8 protein-coding genes are annotated in these 16,002 nt (G+C 62.0%); 1 reads left to right on the forward strand and 7 read right to left on the reverse strand.

Annotated elements, in window-relative coordinates:
* Positions 1 to 8 precede the first annotated feature (8 nt).
* From NPS56_RS08395 to NPS56_RS08410, 4 genes are all read right to left on the reverse strand, one after another.
* Complete coding sequence (locus NPS56_RS08395) at positions 9 to 1,157, reverse strand: efflux RND transporter periplasmic adaptor subunit (protein WP_274074241.1); 1,149 nt, start codon at positions 1,155 to 1,157, stop codon at positions 9 to 11.
* 191 nt (positions 1,158 to 1,348) lie between these two features.
* Positions 1,349 to 2,449, reverse strand: coding sequence for a DUF1513 domain-containing protein (locus NPS56_RS08400; RefSeq protein ID WP_274074242.1), 1,101 nt, complete (start codon positions 2,447 to 2,449; stop codon positions 1,349 to 1,351).
* Between the two features lie 14 nt (positions 2,450 to 2,463).
* Positions 2,464 to 3,528 (reverse strand): imelysin family protein, encoded by a 1,065-nt coding sequence (locus NPS56_RS08405; RefSeq protein ID WP_274074243.1) that lies wholly within the window; start codon positions 3,526 to 3,528, stop codon positions 2,464 to 2,466.
* Between the two features lie 26 nt (positions 3,529 to 3,554).
* On the reverse strand, positions 3,555 to 4,982 hold the full coding sequence (locus NPS56_RS08410) for a di-heme oxidoredictase family protein (protein WP_274074244.1): 1,428 nt from the start codon (positions 4,980 to 4,982) through the stop codon (positions 3,555 to 3,557).
* Between the two features lie 191 nt (positions 4,983 to 5,173).
* Here NPS56_RS08410 and NPS56_RS08415 point away from each other — a divergent pair, with 191 nt between their 5' ends.
* Positions 5,174 to 9,424 carry a dermonecrotic toxin domain-containing protein gene (locus NPS56_RS08415; protein ID WP_274074245.1) on the forward strand — a complete coding sequence of 1,417 codons (4,251 nt, stop codon included), beginning with the start codon at positions 5,174 to 5,176 and terminating at the stop codon, positions 9,422 to 9,424.
* A 72-nt stretch (positions 9,425 to 9,496) separates the two neighbouring features.
* Here NPS56_RS08415 and NPS56_RS08420 read toward each other — a convergent pair whose 3' ends face one another.
* From NPS56_RS08420 to NPS56_RS08430, 3 genes are all read right to left on the reverse strand, one after another.
* The gene (locus tag NPS56_RS08420) at positions 9,497 to 10,852 is read right to left on the reverse strand and encodes an imelysin family protein (RefSeq protein WP_274074246.1); all 1,356 of its coding nucleotides are present in this window, start codon (positions 10,850 to 10,852) and stop codon (positions 9,497 to 9,499) included.
* Positions 10,853 to 11,079: 227 nt separating this feature from the next.
* On the reverse strand, positions 11,080 to 13,131 hold the full coding sequence (locus NPS56_RS08425; RefSeq protein ID WP_274074247.1) for a putative bifunctional diguanylate cyclase/phosphodiesterase: 2,052 nt from the start codon (positions 13,129 to 13,131) through the stop codon (positions 11,080 to 11,082).
* A gap of 316 nt (positions 13,132 to 13,447) precedes the next feature.
* The gene (locus NPS56_RS08430) at positions 13,448 to 15,856 is read right to left on the reverse strand and encodes a glucose/quinate/shikimate family membrane-bound PQQ-dependent dehydrogenase (RefSeq protein WP_274074248.1); all 2,409 of its coding nucleotides are present in this window, start codon (positions 15,854 to 15,856) and stop codon (positions 13,448 to 13,450) included.
* Positions 15,857 to 16,002: the final 146 nt, after the last annotated feature.

A 16,002-nucleotide genomic window follows, 5' to 3' on the forward strand; every position in this document is an offset into this window, starting at 1 on the left:
TTCCTTGATCAGTCCGCGCGAGGCTGACTGTTCTTCTCGGCCAGGGTCTTGTCGTCGCTGATGGCGATGTGCGCACCGTTGTCCAGTTTGATCTGGCCGGCCGTGACCACTTTTTCGCCGTTCTTCACACCTTTGGTGATCACCACCTGGCCGTCGCGGCGTTCACCGGTTTCGATGAAGCGCCGTTCAGCGATCAGGACCGGCTGGCCCTTGTCGTCCTTTTCGAGGCTGCCGTCTTCGGCCTTTTTCTCTGCGACCACATAAAGGGAGTTGCCATAGAGCGTGTAGGTGATCGCGCTTTCCGGCACGACGATGCTCGGTTGCGGGTTGGGCAACATCACCTGCAGGCTGGCGAACATACCGGGCAGCAGCTTGCCATCGGGGTTGGCCAGGGTCGCGCGGACCTGCATGTTGCGCGTGCTGTTTTCCAGTTTCGGGTTGATCGCACTGATGGTGCCGGGGAAGGTCAGGGAAGGGTAGGCCGCGACGATGATTTCCACCGGCTGGCCGATGGCGACCTTCGGCACCGACTGCTCGGGCACGAAAAAGTCGACGTAGAGACTGCTGAGGTCTTGCAGGGTGGCAATCATGGTGCCACTGGCCAGATAGTCGCCAACGTCCACCTGGCGAATGCCGATGGTCCCGCTGAAGGGGGCGACGATGCTTTTTTTGCCGAGCGCCGCCTTGAGTTGATTGACCGTGGCCTTGCTCTTTTTCTGTACCGCCGACAGGCGATCGAACTCGCCTTTGGAAATGGCCTGGCTGCCCACCAGCTGGCTGCCGCGACCGTAATCGAGTTGGGCCAACCCGAGGTCGGCCTGGGCGGTTTCGAGCAAGGCGGTTTCCACGGCGCTGTCCAGGCGCAGCAGCGGTTGACCGGCCTTGACCTTCTGCCCGGACTCGAACTGCAGATCGACGACCGTGCCGTCGGTCTCCAGGCTCAGGTCCACGCCTTGCAGCGCCTTGAGCGTGCCGACCGTGGGCAGGCGGGCCTGCCATGGCCGTTCGGTTGCCGTGGCCACGGCGACGCTGATCGGCGGTTTGGGCGCGGAGAAGCCTTGGATCATCGTGTAGATGGAGAAGGCTTTGTAACCGGCCAGGACCAGCACGACCAACAGAACAACACCCAACATGATCAGCATGCGGCGACGCAGCATATTTCCAGTTCCTTGGAGAAAATCAGGTGAGACAGGCGGGAACCTTACCCCGACTCCGCAGGTGATTCCAATGGATGTTTTTTGGGGCTTCCCCCCATCTGTAGGAGCCGGCTTGCCGGCGAAGGGGCCGTTGGATTTGCAGCGATCTTTGGGGCGCCTTCGCCGGCAAGCCGGCTCCTACAAGATCTCCATCACGCCATCAAGTGAAGATGGTTGTCCCAGAGCCCCGCAGGCAGCTCCAGCGGTTTTGCCAGCAGGTTTTCCTGGCGGCAATCGTAGTAACGGCAACGGCCCTGGCCCGAGGTCACGACAAACCCGTCGGCCACCGCACCCACCCCGGCGCAATCGGGCAGTGGCGCATCCAGGCGCACTTCGCCGCTGTCCAGGTCCCAGATGAAAAAGCGATTGCCCCGGGGCGCGGTCAAGGCGACCAGGCGCAGGTCGCTGTGCACCGCGACGCTGGCGGTGTAGTGCCCCATGGCCTGCAATTGATGCTCGGGCACCGGGAACGCCACGAACGGCTGGCCGGGACGCTTGATCGCCAGCAGCTCCGAGTGCTCGTGAGCCGCTCCCATGAATTGCTGGCCAGCAACGATGGTGCCGTCGCTGGCGATGCCCAGGTGACGCACGCTGTTCATCTGCTGGCCGAGGGTTTCCTTGCTCAGCAGGGTGCCGTCGCGCTGCATCAGCACCAGGCTGGGCTCCATGGCATTGAGGTTCATCTCGACCCGGCTTTCGGCTTCGGTGCGGATGCCGCCGTTGGCCACCACCAGGGTCTCGCCATCGGGCATCCACGACACTTGATGCGGGCCGATGCCGTGGGTGGGGATCTCGCCGCTGTGGACCAGGCGTTCGCCTTCGAACTTGTAGACACCAAGCAGGCCGCGACCCGGATCAGTGGTGTCGTTTTCTGTGGCGTACAGCCAGTCACCACTGTGGTGAATCACCGCATGTCCGTAGAAGTGCCGGTTCGGCTGCGACGTCACGGTTTGCAGCAGCGTGCCGTCTCGCAGGTCGATCAGGTAGCTCTCGGTGCCCGGACGCCGGGCGACGAACAGCGCGATCGGCAGCGCCGGGTGGTTGATGATGTCGTGGCAGCGCTGGCCGACCTGGGTGGCAAACACCCGGGTGCCGTCCAGCCGGTAACCGACGGCGTAGTGCTTGCCGTCGGTATCGTCCCGCGCCGAGAGCAGCAGCGGGCTTTCATCCTTGTGCCTGGACAGCGTCCAGCCGCCCAGTGTCACCGCACCCAGCAGCAAACTCCCTAACTTCAGCGCCTGGCGTCGCAGCATGGAACTTGCCCTCATCAGTCACCGTCGTTGGCGTTGAAGCCCAGTTGGATGCCCAGCGCCTTGGCCAGCTCGCCTTCGTGCAGGCGGTGGACGACGTTGAGGCTGTCGTAGAGATCATTGAGTTGCTGGCGACCGGCGTCGTCGTCGAGCATTTCGGTCAGCGAGCGCTGGCTGCTGGCGAACAGTTTCAACGAGGCGGCGTAGGCCGCGTCGATCTTGTCGGCCAATGGCTTTTGATCGCTCGGCAACAGGCCGCGCAGGCCTTTATTGTCGACACCTTCCCACACCGTTTTGGCGGCGGCGAGGCTGGCCTCCAGGGCGCTCAGGGACGACTGGCTACGCCACGCATCGGCCTGGAACGGCTGCGGCACGCCTTTGCTCTGGCGGCCCATCGGCGTGCCGAGCTTTTTCTTCAAGGTATCGAGGGCGGTCACCTGCACACGCAGCAGATCGGCGATCGCTTCGTGGGAGTCGGCGTAGCGCTGGTTCGGGAACTTGCTCATCTGCGCGAGCATGCCGTCGGTGTTGTTCCAGCTCTTGAGGATCTCTTCGGCCAGCTGTTTCTGGCGTTCGCCAATGGCGATCAGCAGCGGACAGTACTTGGCCTTCTGCTCGGCGTTAGCCACATCAGGCTTGCTGTCGAACAGGATGTATTCGTAGGCCGACAGGCCTTGCACCACCACACTGGACTTGGCCAGCGCCGCGGCATCGATCTGTGGTTGCGCGGTGACCAGTTGTTCGACCTGACGACCGACCAGGTTCTTCTTGTCCGGCCAGAACTGCACTTGCCAGGCACGGTTGCCTTCGGCCAGTGGACCAATCAGCAGCGGTTGCAGCTCGGCCCAGGCTTTTTGCGCGTGCAGGAAGTCGGCGCGGGCGGTTTCGAGGTTTTCCTTGCCTTCGCAGTAGGCGAGGGCGCTGACGGCCAACTGGCGGTCGGCTTCAACCCAGCGGGTGTAGGTCGGCAGGATCACCGACTTGGCGATCGCTGCCGAAGTAACGGCCTGCGGGTCCTGCGGCGAGCAGGCGCCCAGGGCGAGTGCGGCAAGGCTGGTGAACAACAATTTGGGACGGAACATGTCGGGCTCCCGCTGGAAGATGCGTATTAAAGGGAATTCAGGAACGCCAGCAACGCAGCGCGCTGCTCGGCATTGAAAGTCAAAACCTGTTGCTGCGCCGCTGTTGCCTCGCCGCCATGCCAGAGCACGGCTTCAAGCAGGTTGCGGGCGCGGCCGTCATGCAGGAACTGGGTATGGCCACTGACCGCCTGCGTCAGGCCAATGCCCCACAACGGCGGGGTGCGCCAATCGCGGCCACTGGCCTGGAACTCGGTGCGGTTGTCGGCCAGGCCGTCGCCCATGTCGTGCAGCAGCAGATCGCTGTAGGGGCGAATCACTTGATTGGCCAGTTCAGGTTCGGCGGCGTTGGCGGCGGTGGTGTACTTCGGGGTGTGACAGGACTGGCAGCCGGCCTGGTAGAACAGGTTTTTGCCGGCCAGCACCTGGGGCGTGCCGACATCGCGGCGCGCCGGCACGGCGAGGTTGCGGGTATAGAACAGCACCAGGCGCAGGATGTTGTCGCTGACTTCAGGCTCGCCATCGGGGCCGTTGCCGCTTGGTGCCTGTTTGCAGGCGGTTTGCGCGTCGGTGCAGTCGTCAAAGGGGCGCAGGCTGGTCGTGAGGCCCATGTCACCGGAAAACGCATGCACATTTTGTTGATTGAGGTTCGGTTGCCCGGCTTTCCAGCCAAATCGCCCGAGCACGGTTTTTTGCTGCACGTCATCCCAGACCCGGTTCGGACGCCCGGCAATGCCGTTATTGGCCTTTGCCTGCGCTTGGGCATTGGCCAGGATCGCCTCTTCCGGGATGGCCTCCAGCAAGCCCAGGCCAATCATCGGCGGTGCCACCCGTGCCGAGAATCGCGTGTCGGGGTGCATCGGGCCGTAGTTCAGTTGGGTAATGTTCAGGCTCGGTTTGCGCAATTGGACTTCGGTGCCGTCCTTGAAGCGAATCGGCACCGGCGTGTACTCGACCCGCACCTTGCCTTCCGGGGTGACGCCAGGCACGGCCATGTCCTGGAACTGCCCACCATAGACCGGCTCCGGTACGACGCCCTGCTGCTCGATGACCTTGGCGTAGGCCGGGGCGTCGGGAATCGACAGGCGTACCAGCATCGACACGGCATTCGACGCATCGGCGGGCGGCGGGTGACCGCGGCCGTCCTTGATATGGCAGCCCTGGCAGGCATTGGTATTGAACAGCGGGCCGAGGCCGTCGCGGGCGGTGGTGGTCGAAGGCGCGATCACCCAGGGGCTGCGAAAGAAACTGTTGCCGACGCTGAAGTCCACGCGCCGTGACGGCGGCAGGTTGGCGGAGGGCAGCGAAAAGGCGTTCTGGTCGGTCTTGCGCACGGTCGTGCTGCCGCCGGAGCGGGCTTCACCGGGTTCGGCCTGGGTGAACTTCGGGGCGTCATCGCAGGCACTCAGGCACAGGGCCAGCAACAGTGCGGACAAGCGAAGAGGCAGCGAGGGCATCAGACATCCTGCAAGACGAGCAAAACAAGGGCGCAAAGTCTAACAGGGCAGGGGGTTTTGAATAAGAGGAATTATCGTTTGCCTGATTTGGGACATAGACCCAGGCCTGACGCACCCAATACATATGTAACGCACCAGGGGGTTCTCCCAGGGGCACGATGGGGGCTGTTTACCCACAGAAGAGATTCGCCATGCTGCATGAACCTTCATCCCTGGCAGCGTTACCTGCCGTCCGGGACAATTCCTTGCAAATCACCCAGAGCAGGAAGTTGTCGGCACTGAGTATCCAGACCGCAGAGCTGTTCCAGGGCCAACCTGCCTTCCATGCTTTCGTGCAACAGCACTTCGACAAGGCGTTCCCTGATCTGACGCCGTCGCTGGATCTGCTGCGCAGCTTTATCGAGTGTCTCGAAACCGACGACGCGTCCACCGGGGAGCCGGACGACACGTTCGATATCCAGTCGATGTCGTCCAGCCTGATGGACGCGGTGGTGCAACGTATCGTCACCGGGCAAGCGGCGGACTTTACCAGTCGCAAGGCCCGCTTCTATCGAGTACCCGAAGCGGGCAAGGAGGCGACGCTCCTGACCGCGCTCACGCCCGGGGCGTTCGATACATTTCTCGATGACCTGGCCGGCGGGTTGCTGGCGAACTATGGACAGTACCTGGATGAATACTGGGCTGGCGCCGTGGGCCCGACCGATTCGCGAACCCGCAAGCAATGGTTGATCGAGACTCGAACCGAGGCGCTGAAAGCCGAAGTCGCCTTGCTCAAGGGTGATGGCTTGCTCGACGCCACCGATGAGGCGCTGTTCGGCAAAGTGTTGCGCTACCCGACCGCCCAGGCTCGGCAGATTTTAAAAAGTTATCGTCCTTGTGTGTATGGGCTGGCCCTCACGGACGATGAGGCAGCCCATATCCCGCTGCATGGTGCGTTCATCCTGACCGCACGGGACCCGCAAGACTCGGAGGTGAAGTGGGATACCAAGGACGCTGCCCCGACGATTCGTCCCGTTGCGCCGACAGCCAATGTGGGCCAGGTGTTGTTGTTTGTCCCCGCCATGGGTCTTGAGGCGTTCGACTCGTTGGCCAGCCTTGACCGCGAACTGCATCGAAGATTGAGCCATGGCGCCGAGTTCACGACGTTGCTGGCCTTGGTGGCCGACAAGGACCAGGCCCGCGGCCTGGCCTTGCATCGTGCTGCCCCTGAACGCGATCGGGTGCATTACCTGGAGCGTCTGGACTCTCCCTTCAGCCATGGCATTGAATCGCAGTGCCTGCTGATTCGCGAAAACCTCGCCTCGACCGTTGACAGGTACCAGGATACGGGGGCGCACATCGATAAGGCGGACCTGCCCTGCGGATTTGACCGGGTGACCGATTTGCGCAGGGCCTTTGATGTCGAGCAGGTCTTGTGGGCGCGGATCAAAAAGCGCTGCCGGGCCCGGTTGGCGGCCTTTCTGCAGGATGCCGACGAAACCGACAAAAATGCCTGGGCCACGGCAACGGCCAGTTATGGCGAGGAACTGGCCAACCTGTCCGAGCCCGAAGGGTTTCCGTCATTAACCCAGTTCAGCAACCGCCGTGACCTGTTGGCCTACAGCAATCGCCGACTTCGCGCGGCCCTCGAGGGCGAGTATGGCCTGACGGTCAATCCGGACGACATCATCGTCCACAGCAAGGAGCCATCAGTCCCTCCGATTGTCGTTCCCCCTGGCGCGCCCGGCTCCACCATCCGCGACCCCGGCGAGCCGCTGTACAAGCACCGCAAGCGGACGTTGACCGAGCTGGCCCTGGAAAATGTCGGTGGACTGGATTTCAACTTCACCCATTTCTCCAGGATGACCTTGAAGGTCGAGGGCAGCGACAAGCCCGAGGAAGCCTTGCAGCCCGAGGATATGCAGGCAGCGAAATCGGCCGAGACGTTTGACGACTTGAGCCTTGAGCAGGTCAAGGACCTGGTCCGCAGGCTCAACGTCGGTAAAAATTACGACGCTTTTTTGAAGGACGCATTGATCACTTCCCCGCAGGCGGCGGTTCGCAAGCAAGCTTATGCCCGGGTCATGGAACGGCAGCTGCGCCTGGACGCCATTGAAGCCAAGATCAATGGCGATTTTTACCCGGACCGGCTGGCACGTGGTTTCAACTGGGTACAGACGGTGCTCGATGCGCCGGTCGACGACGATAAGCGTCGCGAGGTCGAGGGGCATCGGGTGGTGGTAGAACATCTGAAGCTGCGCGGTCAGCGGGTACGCGGGGTGTTGTTGTTCCGTACGTCCGCGGCCGGCGGCTCGATTGTGGCGTATACGCCCCAGGCGCCTGGCGGACGGGTGTTTCATGAGTTTGTCGCTGAGCGCTTCACGCTTGATTTCACCCATGACAGTCAATGGCGGGAGTATCTGGTTGGGCGGGTAGAGCGGGCGTTCCAACCCCATGTCCGGTCCACGTTGAGAGGTCGGGGCGACCTTTCAATGGTTCACATGTCCAGGATTGCCAACAACCTCTTTGAGGACGCCTACGAAACCGAGGTCAATTTTGCGATCAACGATGCAGCGGCTCAAGTGACCACCACCGAGCAAACCAACGTCGAGACTGGAATCAGCGTTGCCACCACGGCGCTTGATGTCCTGATGATGGTATTGCCGGTGCGGGTGACCTTGCCGATCGGCCTGGCCAGGAGCCTGTATTCCGTCTTCAACGTGGTGGAAGCGGCGAGCCTGGGAGACCGAACCGCCGCGGCCCATCACGTCGTCCGGGCATTGGGCGAGTTTGTCGGTGCGTTGGCCGATGGGTTTGTCGGCTCGCGACATGTCAGTGGCGGGCTGAAGGTCGCTCCAGGCGCGCGATGGTTGAACCCGGAAATGGCTCTGGGGAAAAAGCCCGAGGGGCTGTTGCCCTTGCCGGGGTGGGAGGGCAAGGGCATCCACTACAGAACATCGAAAGTCGATGGTTCAAAGCAGTATTTCCTCAATGACCGAAACCACTGGTACTCGATCATCGATGAAGGTTTCGAGGACGCCTGGCGAGTCAGGGACGCTCGCAAACCGATCCAGGGGCATTACTCACCGATTCGCCAGGATTCGGCGGGGCACTGGGAAATCGGCACTCATCACGATGCGCCCGGGTTGGGCGGCGGAGTCACCGAGAGAGCACTCAGGGATGTTCGACCGTTTCTTGACGAAACACAGGCCAGGCGCGTGTTCGACTCGTTCCTTTTTCCGCGAGGACGTCAAAGCGAGTTCGAATTGAGTCTGGTTGATCACCTGCGCAGAGGGATGGACCTGAGTGTTTTCGACCCGTACCTGACGATCTCTCCCCATCGTTTGCAATTACGCCTCAGAGGCCTGGATTTCTCGCGCTCATGGAGCGGCGGCGAGGTTACCGACACCACTCGACCGGCACCCGTTGAGCCGACGCCAGGGCCGAGTCGACCGGCGCCCGCCCCGTCGCGCCCGGCCCGTCCAGCCAATGAGAAATTTGCCGATTGGGGGCAAGTCATTGATGCGACCCAGCTTCAGTTGCAAAACGCGCAAATGGGGATCTATCGACGAACGGCGGGCGACCCGGCGTTGGTCGGGCGCGACTACGTCAAGATCGACGAGCGCTATTATCCGATCCTGCCTGCCGGGGGAACCGTGAGAGAGGGGCTGGTTTTCATGTACGACCCGGCCATCGAGATCAATAATTTTGTGCAATTCGAGCAGTTGCTGCGGTCTGATCTGTTCAGCCAGCCAAGAGTGGCCACCTTCAGTACGACACTGTCCCGGTGGGTACATCCGATCGAGTTGCCTTTCGAGAAAAGTATCGCTGCGTACGTGGAGGATGGGTTTGCGACGTTGACCGTGGATTCGCGGTTGCAGGTGGCCAACCGCCTGTTCAATCAGGCCAATCCAGCGGGGCCAACCGGCTGGGGGATCACTTCGATGCGGCGCACCCTGCAGAACTGGCGTTTCGGGCCCTCGGCAACCCGAGCGTCATTGGGTGATCCGTTGTCGATGCTGCCGAGAGCGCCGAGGGCACTGGATGGGTCCTGGACGCTCAACAGCCCTCCAGGTTATTACAGTCGGCTGCATTTCAGCACTGAAGGGGTTGATGTGCTGTTGCATGACGCGCTCAGTAGCGGATCTGGAAGTACGCTACGGACATTGATGACCGAGCGATTGACCGGCAGTCGCTACCAGGTGGTCCCCGGCGGTGCCGGGTCCGAGCTGATTTTCCGGCGTCCGGGGCGTGAGACGCTGTATTGGTTGACCTTACGCAGCGTCGTGGGGGACGTGGTCGAGGGCGGCAGCTATGTCGGTCCAAGGACTCACCAGATGGACCCTGCAACCCGTGCGTTGTTCGTTCAAGCTCAAGCTGACAACAACCTGGTGACATTGATCGGCGGTATCCAGCGGCCGGTGGAGGGTGGCGCGGTGAATATTTTCGTTTTCCGCATCTGAGGCAAGCGAAGCGACAAAAAAAATGCCCCGAACGTGTCGGGGCATTTTTATGCACAGGCTGGCCTGCGTTGATCAGAACTCGTGATCAGCGTTGTCCGGGTTCAGGTCGCTGATCCCCAGTTTGCCGGCGGCGGCTTCGATCGAACCGGTCTGCTTGACCAGTGAGGCGATGGCGTCACGGACGATCTGGTTGCCGGCGGTGTTGCCGGCAGCGATCAGCTGGTCGTAGTGCTCACCCTTGTTGGCGTGATCGACGATGACCTGCATCTTGGCTTCGGTGGCGGCCAGGTCGGCCTTGAGCGCGGTGTCCGCAGCCGGGTCGGCCTTGGCCACCAGGGACGACAGGCTGGCGCCGGTCATTTTGGTGCCATCGACGCGGGTGTATTCGCCCAGGTACACGTTACGGATGCCTTTGGCATCGTAGAACTGCGAGTTGTGGGTGTTGTCGCTGAAGCAGTCGTGTTCGTCTTCCGGGGAGTTGGCTTCCAGGGAAACCTTCATGCGCTCGCCCGCCAGTTCGCCCAGGGACAGGCTACCCATGCCGAACAGCATTTTGCGCAGGCCGCTTTCAGCCGGTTCCGCTTCCAGGGTGGCGCGGTAGTTGTCGGCCACGTTCGGCTTCCAGTTACCGACCATTTCTTCCAGGTCGCTGACCAGCAATTGCGTCACGGACTTCAGGTAGGCGCGGCGACGATCGTTGTGACCGCCGGTGGCGCCTTTGCCTTCCAGGTAGTCCGAAGCTGGACGGTTGCCGGCGCCAGGGCCGGTGCCGTTCAGGTCCTGGCCCCAGAGCAGGAATTCGATGGCGTGGTAGCCAGTGGCGACGTTGGCCTCGGAACCGCCCAGTTCGTTCAGGCTGGCGAGTTTTTCCGGGGTGATGTCTTTCACGTCGACCTTGTCTTCGCCGACCTGGATTTCAGTATTGGCGATGATGTTGGCCGTGGCGCCAGGGTTACCCAGTGCGTGCTCGTAGGATTTGTCGACGTAGTCGATCAGGCCTTCGTCCAGTGGCCAGGCGTTCACCTGACCTTCCCAGTCGTCGATGATGGTGTTGCCGAAGCGGAACACTTCGCTCTGCAGGTAAGGAACGCGGGCGGCGATCCAGGCAGCCTTGGCGGCTTTCAGGGTGTCGGCGTTCGGCTTGGCCAGGAAAGCGTCAACAGCGGTTTGCAGGGTTTTCGCAGTGGATTCGGCATCGCTGTAAACGGCGAACACGATGTCGGCGTAATGTGCGACAACGGCCTTGGCAGCGGCTTCGTCGACCTTGCTGGCAGCGGCAGGTGCAGCGGCTGGAGCGGCCGGGGCAGCAGCGGTGCTGGCCGCTGGCGCAGGAGCGGCCGCTTTTTCTTTGTCTTTACCTTCACCGCAACCGGCGAGGGAAATTGCGATGGCCAACAGACTGGCGGTAGCCAGAGGCATACGAATCATGGCGAACATCCTGCTTCGAGAGGGGGTGGTATAACGCGTCCAGCGCGCAAAACTGCGACATAATGCAAATCTTTCGCATTATGTGTAAAGGGTTGTGGTTGGAAATATTTCTTATTCACCTTGTGGGAGCGAGCTTGCTCGCGATGAACGTCAGGGCGCCGCGTTTATTCAGACAGCACGCGTTATCGTTAACGTCCATCGCGAGCAAGCTCGCTCCCACATAGGGATTACAAGATGGCGGCGTTGCTACGCTGGGCCTGCCTCAGGTAAGCGCTCAACTCCCGCGCCGGCAGGGGTTTGCTGTAGAAATAGCCCTGACCCTCGTGGCAGCCCTCGGAGATGATGTAGGCCTCCTGCTCCAGGGTCTCCACGCCTTCGGCAATCACCTGCATGCCCAGGCTCTTGCCCAGTTGAATGATGGCGCGAACGATGGTCGCGTCGTCGTCGTCATCGAGCAGGTCCTGCACGAAGCTCTTGTCGATCTTGATCTTGTCCAGCGGCAGGCTTTTCAGGTAGCTCAGTGACGAATAACCGGTACCGAAGTCGTCGATCGCGATCAGCGCGCCGGAGCGGCGCAGGCTGAGCAAATGCTGGGCGGCGGTGCTGATGTCTTCCATCAGGCCGGTCTCGGTGACTTCCAATTCCAGGCTGCGCGGTGGCAGGCGATACATTTGCAGCAGGTTGTTGACCACCCGTGGCAACTCGGCGTGGTGCAACTGCACGGTGGACAGGTTGACCGCCATGCGCAGGTCGCTGAAGCCCTGGTCGTGCCACTCGCGCAACTGTTTACAGGCCTGGTCCAGCACCCACTCGCCGATGGCGATGATAGTGCCGTTCTGCTCGGCCAGCGGGATGAACAGGTCCGGAGGTACCATCCCGTGCTCGGGATGCTGCCAGCGGATCAACGCTTCGACGCCGACCACCCGGTGATCGCGATAACTGATCTGCGGTTGGTAGACCAGGTAGAACTGGTCGCGGGTCAGTGCATCGCGCAGGTCTTTTTCCAGTTCGCGACGCCGACGCATTTCGGTGTCGACGCTGGCGATATAGAACTGATAGCGGTTGCGCGAGCGCGTCTTGGCCAGGGTCATGGTCTGCTCGGCTTTTTGCAGCAGCTTCTCGGTGCTGTCGCCATCCTCGGGGAACAGGGTGATGCCAATGGTCGCGCGCAGGCGGATCTGCTGGTGATCCAGGTCAAACGCCGCTTCCAGGTCATCGAGAATGCTTTGCGCCAGTTCGGCGGCTTCGTAGGGTTGCTCGATATCGGCCTGGACCAGGGCGAACTGGTCGCCACCCAGGCGGGCGAGGGCGCCCAGGCGTCCGCTGTGGGCGCGCAGGCGATCGGCCAGGGCCAGCAGCAACTGGTCGCCGGTCTGGTAGCTGAACTGTTCGTTGATGCCCTTGAAGTCATCGAGCCCGACACACAGCACCGCGACCCGGCGTTGCAGCTTGCCGGCATCGACCAGGATCTTGTCCAGCTGCGTCTGCAATTGCTGGCGGTTGGGCAGGCCGGTGAGGAAATCGTACTGGGCCATGCGCAACAGGCTGTTTTCCGCTTCGTGGCGCAGGTGGGTGTTGCGCTCGATGGATTCGAGCAACTGGTTGGCGGTGTTGATCCACACCCCCAGTTCGTTTTTCTCGTGGCCCTTGAGCAAAGGAATCTTGTGCTCGCTGGGGCGGTCGGGATTGATTTCGGTCAGGTGCTCGATGATGCGCGACAAGGGTTTGGTCAACAGCCAGTGATAGACCAGGTACAGCACCAGTCCCATCGCCAGGGCACGCAATACCCCGGAAATGAAGATGATCACCGAACTGACGATAAAACCCTTGCCGTAGGTGGCGGTGTCGAGGGTGATGCTCAGGTCGCCGTAGTACTCGCTGTAAGGGCCGCGTCCCACCAACTGGGTGGTGAAGGTGCGTTCCTTGCCGAGGATCAGGTCGGTCAGCCAGCGACTGCTGGAGTGCTGCAGCTCACGGGATTTCTGCGCCAGCATGGCTTCGTTGGGATGGCCGATGGACGCCTGACGCACGGCATCGTCCTGGAACAGGCCTTCGATCACCTGCATGCCCATTTCCCGGTCCAGGCTGTAGACGGCCTGGGTCGAGGGGTCGCGGAACATGTCGAGGATGCGTTCGGCATCGCCGGCGACGGCCTGGCGTGTTTTATAGGCATCGAAAACAATCTGCGCGCAGCTCAAGACAACGCCGACGATCAATGCCGACAGGAGCACGACCCGGAGCAACTTCACCGACAAGCTGTTCTTGAGTTCCAGCTTCAAAGGGTTATTCCTTGTTCCGTGCGGGTAGCGTCAAGTTGCCATGAGTATTGGCAATCCCGTGATGGCAGTCAAAGGGACAATTCACCCTGGGGGAATTTGCCTGCTGCTTGGCCGATTTGCTGTGGTCTGGGGCGATTGCCCAATGAGTACTGTGTCGGTAGTCGAGTCCTTCAACTTGAGGGGATTGGGACAAAATTTCCTTTTGTTTGATGTTAGACGGCTGTGGCGCTGAGGCAAGGGGCCGAGTGCCGGTTTCAGGGCACAAAAAAGGCGACCCTCTTGCGAGAGTCGCCCTGGTTTTAACTACGGTTGTCGCTTATTCCGACAGTTTGTACGCAATCACATAGTCACCCTGTTTGGTGCCCAGTGAACCGTGACCGCCAGCCACGACCAGCACGTATTGCTTGCCGTCCTTGCCGGTGTAGGTCATCGGCGTGGTTTGCGCGCCTGCCGGCAGGCGACCTTCCCACAATTGCTTGCCGTTTTTCACGTCATAGGCTCGCAGGTACTGGTCGAGGGTGCCGCTGAGGAAACCGACACCACTGGCGGTGGTGAAGGTGCCGCCCAGGCTCGGTACGCCCATGCTCAGGGGAATCGGAACCGGCGAGCTGTCGCGCACGGTACCGTTCTTGTGCATCCAGATCTTTTCATGGGTGGTCAGGTCGATCGCGGCCACGTAGCCCCACGCCGGCGCCTGGCACGGCAGGCCCATTGGCGACAGCAAGGCTTCGAGCACCACACCGTACGGCGCGCCCTTGTTGGGTTGCACGCCTTCGGTTTCGCTTTTGCGCGGGCCCTGGGCGGCGATTTCGGCGGCCGGGATCATCTTCGATTTGAACGCCATGTAGCTCGGGTTCACGAATGCGATCTGACGCACCGGGTCAACCGAGATACCGCCCCAGTCGAACACGCCGAAGTTACCGGGATAGACGATCGAACCCTGCAGCGATGGCGGGGTGAACGGGCCGTCGTAGCGCATGGATTTGAAGTCGATCCGGCAGATCAGTTGGTCGAACGGCGTGACGCCCCACATGTCGCGCTCCTGCAGCGGCGGTGGCATCAGGTTGAGGTCGGATTTCGGTTGGGTCGGCGAGGTGTGGTCGCCTTCCACCGCGCCTTGCGGCACCGGCACTTCGTTGATCGGCACGATGGCCTGACCGGTGCTGCGGTCCAGCACGTAGATGCTGCCTTGCTTGGTCGACGCCAAAACGGCCTGCTTCACGCCGTCAGCGGTTTTCAGGTCCATCAGGGTTGGCTGGCCGCCGACGTCCATGTCCCACAGGTCATGGTGGGTGAACTGGAAGTGCCAGCGCACTTTACCGGTGGCGATGTCCAGGGCGGTCAGGCCGGCCGCGTGCAGTTCCGATTCGGGGGTACGCGCGCCGCCGAACTGGTCCGGGGTCTGGTTGCCCATCGGCAGGTAGAGCATGCCGAGTTTTTCATCGACCGCGAACATCGACCACATGTTTGGCGAGTTGCGGGTGTAGGTCTTGCCCTCGGCAATCGGCGTCGTATCGTCCGGGTTGCCGCTGTCCCAGTTCCACACCAGTTTGCCGGTGTGCACGTCGAACGCGCGGATCACGCCGCTCGGCTCGTCGGTGGAGACGTTGTCGGTGACGTGGCCGCCAATCACCACCAGGTCCTTGGTGACCGCGGGAGGCGAGGTGGAGTAGTAACCGCCGGCGGTGAAGCCGCCGATGTTGGCGCGCAGGTCGACTTGGCCCTTGTCGCCAAAGTCTTCGCACATCTTGCCGGTGTCGGCGTTCAGGGCGATCAGGCGGGTGTCGGCGGTCGGCAGGAAGATCTTGCGCGGGCAAGCGCTGGCCGGGGCCGGGCTGGCCGAACCGGTCGGGCTCTGCTCGGAGGCATACACCGCGTCATCGTGATAGGTCACGCCACGGCAGGTCATGTGCGCCCAACCCTTGAAGTTCGCCGCATTCTGCGTCGACAGCTTCGGATCGAATCGCCAGATTTCCTTGCCGGTGTCCGGGTCCAGCGCGATCACCTGGCTGTGCGGCGTGCACACGTAGAGCATGCCGTTGACTTTCAGCGGGGTGTTTTCGGCGGTGGTTTCACCCGGGTCGTTCGGCCCTGGCAGGTCGCCGGTGCGGTAGGTCCAGGCCGGTACCAGCTTGTTGACGTTCTGCGGGGTGATCTGCGCCAGCGGCGAGTAACGGTCGCCATGGGCGCTGCGGCCATAGGAGTTCCAGTCACCGTCAGGCATGGCCGGGGCGGTGTTGGTCATGCCCGGCACGCTGTCGCGGTCCAGCTGACCCTTGATTTCACCCGGGTTGGTGAACTGGCTGGCCAGGGCGGTTGCGCCCGCGATCACCACGGCCACGCTCAGGGCGCCGGTGCCCATGGGGGCGGCGCCATTACGCAGCAGTGGACGGCGGAACCACGGCAGCAACATGACCAGGCCCAGGGCGAACAGCATCGCCAGGCGCGGCACCAGTTGCCACCAGTCGAGACCGACTTCCCACAGTGCCCAGACGGTGCTGGCGAACAGCACCAGTGCGTACAGGCCCAGCGCGGCGCGGCGCGCGGCGATCAGCAGGATGCCGGTCAGCGCCAGGCCGATACCGGCCAGCAGGTAGTACAGCGAACCGCCGAGCATGCTCAGCTTGATCCCGCCGGCCAGCATGGCCAGGCCCATTACCAGAAGCAGTATGCCGAGCAAGGTCGGCAATAGACGGCTTCGACTCAAAGCACCTTCAGTGCTCATAGTGTGGTTCTCCGTGACGTTTCAAGTGGTCCCGCGCAGGTTCACTGTAGATGACGATCCCGCGTGGGCATGGTTCAGATATATCTATCGGGTTCACGCAATCCCCTGTAGGAGCGAGCTTGCTCGCGAAAAACCTGAGAACGATG

The sequence above is a fragment of the Pseudomonas putida genome (assembly GCF_028682635.1).
Lineage (GTDB): Bacteria > Pseudomonadota > Gammaproteobacteria > Pseudomonadales > Pseudomonadaceae > Aquipseudomonas > Aquipseudomonas putida_AE.